Origin of the sequence: Microcoleus sp. LAD1_D3 (genome assembly GCF_036702135.1) — a bacterium.
In the GTDB taxonomy this organism is placed as follows: domain Bacteria; phylum Cyanobacteriota; class Cyanobacteriia; order Cyanobacteriales; family Microcoleaceae; genus Microcoleus.
This window is the reverse complement of the sequence record NZ_JAUBSB010000120.1, coordinates 1-5,519: the sequence shown is the minus strand read 5'-3', so window position 1 is coordinate 5,519 and position 5,519 is coordinate 1. Positions and strand designations below refer to the sequence as shown.

At 42.8% G+C, this 5,519-nt stretch carries 7 protein-coding genes and 1 pseudogene; 6 read left to right on the top strand and 2 right to left on the bottom strand.

The window, feature by feature from the left end; all coding sequences use genetic code 11:
* The 6 genes and pseudogenes from QUA74_RS29125 to QUA74_RS29100 all read left to right on the top strand — a co-directional run.
* Nucleotides 1-579 (top strand): ISAs1 family transposase (locus tag QUA74_RS29125; protein ID WP_333336138.1); only part of this gene is annotated, 579 nt, incomplete at its 5' end.
* A 40-nt stretch (nt 580-619) separates the two neighbouring features.
* Nucleotides 620-1,006, top strand: a complete 387-nt coding sequence (locus QUA74_RS29120) for a reverse transcriptase domain-containing protein (RefSeq protein WP_333336136.1) — start codon at nt 620-622, stop codon at nt 1,004-1,006.
* Nucleotides 1,007-1,021: 15 nt separating this feature from the next.
* Nucleotides 1,022-1,129: pseudogene (locus QUA74_RS29115) on the top strand (group II intron maturase-specific domain-containing protein); the annotation flags it as partial.
* Between the two features lie 6 nt (nt 1,130-1,135).
* Nucleotides 1,136-1,666: an HNH endonuclease signature motif containing protein gene (locus tag QUA74_RS29110; protein WP_333336134.1), complete on the top strand. Its 531-nt coding sequence runs from the start codon at nt 1,136-1,138 to the stop codon at nt 1,664-1,666.
* The gene (locus QUA74_RS29105; RefSeq protein ID WP_333336141.1) at nt 1,627-1,800 is read left to right on the top strand and encodes a hypothetical protein; all 174 of its coding nucleotides are present in this window, start codon (nt 1,627-1,629) and stop codon (nt 1,798-1,800) included. The genes QUA74_RS29110 and QUA74_RS29105 overlap by 40 nt, the downstream gene beginning before the upstream one ends.
* 367 nt (nt 1,801-2,167) lie before the next feature.
* Entirely contained in the window at nt 2,168-3,757 is a 1,590-nt protein-coding gene (locus QUA74_RS29100) for a serine hydrolase (RefSeq protein ID WP_333336131.1), read from the top strand.
* 46 nt (nt 3,758-3,803) lie between these two features.
* On the opposite strand, the gene QUA74_RS29095 is transcribed toward QUA74_RS29100, so the two are convergent.
* Nucleotides 3,804-4,445, bottom strand: coding sequence for an ISAzo13 family transposase (locus tag QUA74_RS29095; RefSeq protein ID WP_333336128.1), 642 nt, complete (start codon nt 4,443-4,445; stop codon nt 3,804-3,806).
* Nucleotides 4,423-4,890, bottom strand: a complete 468-nt coding sequence (locus QUA74_RS29090) for an ISAzo13-like element transposase-related protein (RefSeq protein WP_333336126.1) — start codon at nt 4,888-4,890, stop codon at nt 4,423-4,425. The genes QUA74_RS29095 and QUA74_RS29090 overlap by 23 nt, the downstream gene beginning before the upstream one ends.
* Between the last annotated feature and the right edge of the window lie 629 nt (nt 4,891-5,519).

Genomic DNA, 5,519 nt, shown 5'->3' with positions numbered 1-5,519 from the left:
AAAAAAGCCGATTATGTCGTGGCACTAAAAAGCAATCATCCCACTCTTTACAATCAAGTAAAAGACTGGTTTGAGACTGCAAAAACTCAGGAATTCATGGGGATTGAAATGAGTTATGATTCCCGAACAGAAAAGGGGCATCATCGCCTCGAAACTCGAAAAGTCTGGGCGGTATCAGTTGCCAAAGTCGGAGGAGTTTACAAGCAAGAGCAATGGGCAGGCTTGCAGACTATTGTTATCGTCGAAAGAGTTCGTCATCTTTGGAACAAAACTACGCACGAGGTACAGTTTTACCTAAGTTCTTTACCAGTAGACGCCCAGCTAAATGGTCGTGCTATTCGTCAACATTGGAGCATTGAAAACCAAGTTCATTGGAGTTTAGATGTGACTTTTAATGAAGATAAATCCCGGATTCGCTCATTAAACAGTCCTCAGAACTTCGCTCTGGTAAGACGGCTCGCGCTTAATGCGGTTAACCAAGAAACAACTCTCCAGCGTAGCCTGCGACAAAAAATCAAACGGGCTGCGATGAACAATGACTATATGATGCAAATTCTCAAGTGCTTTTGTCAAGCATGATTGAGATGCTCTTACCCTGGGTTTAGCCCCAAAATTCGATATGAAGCGACCTGACAACACTCAATTGAGTGTAAGAGACAAGCTTAAATCGATTTCACTGATTAGATACGCAGATGATTTTGTAGTCCTTCATGAGGATTTAGAAGTCATAAAGCTGTGTAAATTGGAGATAGAGAAGTGGTTGAGTGGCATTGGGTTAGAATTAAAACCGAGTAAGACAAGATTAGCCCACACCCTAAATAAATTAGTGGATGAAGAACCCGGATTCGATTTTTTAGGGTTTAACATCAGGCAATTCCCAGTCGGGAAATACAATTCAGGAACCAAAAGCAGGGGCGGATCACTAGGTTATAAGACTATTATCACCCCCAGTAAAGAGAGTCAGAAAAGGCACTACAGAAAAGTTGCTGAAGTAATAAATAAATAGCGAGGATTAAACCAAGCGATTTTAATTAAGAAAATCAATCCTATCATAAGGGGTTGGTGTAAATACTTCTCAACTGTCGTCAGCCAAAGAGTATTTGATAGGCTGAAGAATCTAGTGTTTTAAAAGCTCATGAAATGGGGTCGCCATCGTCATAGGAATAAAAGTAAAAAGTGGATAAGCCGCAAATACTTTAAAACCGTAGAAAGCAATAACTGGGTGTTCGCAACCGGAGAGGGTAACAATCCTCAAATGCTAATACAACATAGCTCCACCGAAATAAAGCGCTATGTAAAAGTAAAAGGGATGGCATCACCCTATGACGGGGACTGGATATATTGGAGTTCAAGAATGGGAGTACACCCCGAAATACCCGTAAGAGTGGCTAAATTACTCAAGCGACAAAAAGGGAAATGCGCTCACTGCGATAACTACTTCAAAGATGGAGATTCGATAGAGGTTGACCACATCGTCCCCAAATCGAAAGGTGGAAGGGACTCGTATGATAATTGGCAACTACTTCATCGACATTGCCACGACACAAAGACCGCCAATGATGGCAGTCTCGGTAACAAATCTAGCTGCAAAAGTGCTAAACCTAAGCCACCAGTGGAACCAAGCTCTTGGGTTTGGAAAAACGATATGTTGGTAACGACGTACTGATGACAACAGCCGTTTTATTGAGGAGCGGAATGATGGGAAACTATCACGTTCCGTTTTGGAGAGCAGTGGAGGAGGCGACTCCTTCGCTGACTTTAATTATTTTAAATTGGGAACCCAAGGCTATTGGGGGATAGCCTGCTTATCTTGGGATGGCCGACCACCCAACAGCGCAGGAAGTGAACGCCGAACTGTGATTAAAGATAGCTTTAGTCAAGTTTGGGGAAGTTTTACGAAGCAGATTGAGGATTTTTTTCACAGAGAACTTTCCTGCACCCACTTGTCACCTTGATAACCGGGTTTCTTGACTAAAAACCTAAGCTTTGCGATAATTTGCGAGCAATAAACCCGGTTGCTGATACCATGCAGCGTCTGGGGTAAATCTAAAATCTAAAATCTAAAATTGATTGGCTGACAAGCTGAAAAATCTTAAACTTGAACTTTACAGTAGTGATGAAGGAGTAAGACGTGGCAGAGCGGTTTCCCAAAGGATCGATATTATCGGTGATATCCTCGTCGATATCCTCTCCAAACTCCGGCTCAAAGCAGCCTAAGTCCGGCAAAGCAAGTCAGTCTGGCAACTCCGGCCGCCGTCGCCCTCCGCAACCGCCAAACGGCAATTCAGAAATTCGATCGCCCGAACCTGCGACTTTGCCACCGCAACAGGGCCGCGGCAGCAGAAATGGAGCCAATTCTCCCACATCTTCGGAAGAATTTACTACACAAGACTTTTTATCCGATCCCCGATCGGCAATTAACCCCAGAAAACCCAGAACCAGCAAAACTCCGCAGTCGAAGACTCGCCAACCACGCAAAAAAGCCCTCGCTGCTGTCGATATGTTTGAGTTTCCGGACCCGAATCAGGAGCGGGAAGATGTGAGTTTGATCGCCAGCAATCCCAACAGCCAGCTCCCAACTGCCACTCCCCCTGCCACCCGTGGAAGTCGTCCCAGTTCGCCCCCAACGCGCATTTCAGACACGGTAATCCCCGCAGATGCCAACAAACGCCCCGTGCCTAAACCGCGCCCACAAGCGAGTCAGAGACCGGGTAAACGCTCTGCACCTCGGAGCGTGCCGCCGTTGGTGTACGCTACTCGCTTGCTGATTTTGGGAGTTGGGATAGCGGTGATTTGCGGTACGCTGCTGTCGGTGGTAAATGCCGTCAGTCGAGCATCCACTGTAGCGACAGAAGAACAAACCACCGCAGGGCAGAAAAACCCAGCCGATAGCGCATCTGCGGCATCCGCAACCCCAGAAGTGCTGCAATTGAATCAAGAATTAGGAGCTTTGAAAACGCAAGTTCAGGTTTTAGCAACAGAAAATCCTAGTTTGACAGCCGGAATATTTCTAGTCGATTTAGATACTGGAAGCTACCTAAATTTTAATGGGGATACTGCTTTTGCTTCAGCTAGCACGATCAAAGTGCCAATTTTAGTAGCTTTTTTCCAAGCAGTAGATGAGGGCAAAGTGCAGTTAGATCAGATGCTGACGCTGAAGTCCGAACACATTGTCGGCGGTTCTGGAGATATGCAAGACCAGGCTGCGGGCAAGAAGTATTCGGCTTTGGAAGTTGCCCAAAAGATGATTGTTGTCAGCGACAATACGGCGACAAATATGATGATTGAGTTGTTGGGAGGTGCTGAAGTGTTGAATCAGCATTTTGCCAATTGGGGTTTGAAGGCGACGGTTCTCCGCAATAATTTGCCTGATTTGGAGGGAACTAATACTACCAGTCCGCAGGATTTGATTAATATCATAGCCCAGATCGATCGGGGTAATTTGGTATCTGTGAAATCGCGCGATCGTATTTTGCAAATCATGCGCCAAACTAGAAATGATTCTTTGCTGCCGAAAGGTTTAGGCGAAGGTTCAATTATTGCTCACAAAACCGGCAACATTGATACAATGCTAGCGGATGCGGGGATGGTGGATTTGCCGAACGGTAAGCGTTATTTGGTGGCGGTGATGGTGAAGCATTCGCCGGAAAGCGAGAAGCCAGCTCAAACATTGATTCGGGAGATTTCTCGGATGAGTTACCGCTATTTGTACGGTGGGGAAACGCCAGCCGAGTCACAAGTGAAAATTAAAAATTGAAAATTCAACCGGGTTTTTTCCGGCTAGTGTTGTAGACTTTATCAAACTATAAATCAGTTTGTATTATGAAACTAAGGAATAAACAATTAATAACTTGATTAATTAGTGTGAGTTGAGGTACGGCTCGATAGTTCCATTTGGGTAAATATTCATCAAAAACAATTTTCATGTTTTTCTTGAAATCATCACTCACCTTTCGACCAATTTTATAAATTTGATCGAGCACATTTACAACTACAGATAGACCCTTGTTAGTGTGAGTTTTTTCCATGAGACTTTTGACTAAATTTAGACTTGTAAAAATCACTCGTTGACAGGCTCTGGTTATATGAGGGAAGAGTCGATGTTCAATGGGATTGTATTTAGATGTATACGGAGGGTAATGAGCAATTGTGATCTCAATTCCAATTTCAGCGACTAATTTTTGTAAATCTTGTTTAAAGATATAATAATTAGCATTATTGCTGCCGCCACCATCACACTTAGCTAAAATCGAATTGGCATTGGGAGCAGCGGCTTTTCCATAATTATTCCACCAGTTTTTGATGGAGTCACAAGCAAATTCACTGGTCTCCTTACTGTTGCCTAATGTTACATACCCTCTATTTTTTTGGCAAGCGTAAATTCCCTGTGGAATTACTTTCCCGCAACCTAAACTCCAAAAATCATGGTAAGACAGTAAGGACAAGTTCGGTTGTATAAAGAGTACCGGAACGATACAAATCACCTAAAACTTCTTTCTTTTTGGTATCAAAACTAATAATGGGGTTGCCTGCTTCTCTATACTGTGTGTCGAGCCTAGCAAGTTTTTCAAATTGAGCATTAAGATTTTTATTACTTCCTATTGTTTGCTTTTTTTGGGCTTTTCGTTTTACATATCCATGCTTTTTTAAGAGTTTCGTTAGTAGGGGAAGACTGACAGAAAATCCGGCTTCTTTAAGTCCTAGAGCTATTTGTTTCTGTGTTAAATTAGTCCATTTAATTAACTCATTCATTGGGTCTCCGGCTGGGGAAAATTTTAAAACTTCTAAAAAGGCGGCATCAATTCCGATTTGGGTAGATAAAATAGTTTTTCTTCCACCTCCAGAATTTCTAATTTTTGAATTATTGACTGTCTCTATCTGTTGCTCCATTTTTTTTAAAATCTTCTATTCCCTGGAGGACGGTATTTCGACTACATCCCAAAAGTCGTATTATATAGCTAATTCCACCCCAGCCCAAGTTTTGAGCCTCTATCCCTGCATACCTTCTTTTATCTTTCTCTGATAAAGAGTTATAAAACTTCTTCATTTCTGACTCAATTGAACTAGAATAAAACCTGGGTTTCCAGGTAAAATAGTGTACTGTAATAAAAAAACTGTTGCAACTTGCTCTCAGTTTTGGTAAGGTAAGCGATCTACCCTTGTTCTTCATTGTATCTGATAATTCATCAAGTTATTGATTTTTCATTCCTAAACATCCGACTTGCTTGTCTGGTAGCGCTCTCAACTTTAGCTGTGGGAGTCTCCCCCACCTTGAGTAATGCTAATCCTGCTCCTGAATATGAGACTGACGGCGTGAGAGTGATCACCAATAGGACTTACGCATTGACAAAATAACCAAACAGTGAATGGATAAATAATTGTCGTCTACTTTCTAGGTATCGGACAAGGAGAAAAATAACTAAACCCTCTACGGCACAATGCAATATAGACCTTTACACCTGATTTTTGTTGTCCGAACCACCGCGTTGGGAGGATGTAGCAGATTATCAGAGATATTG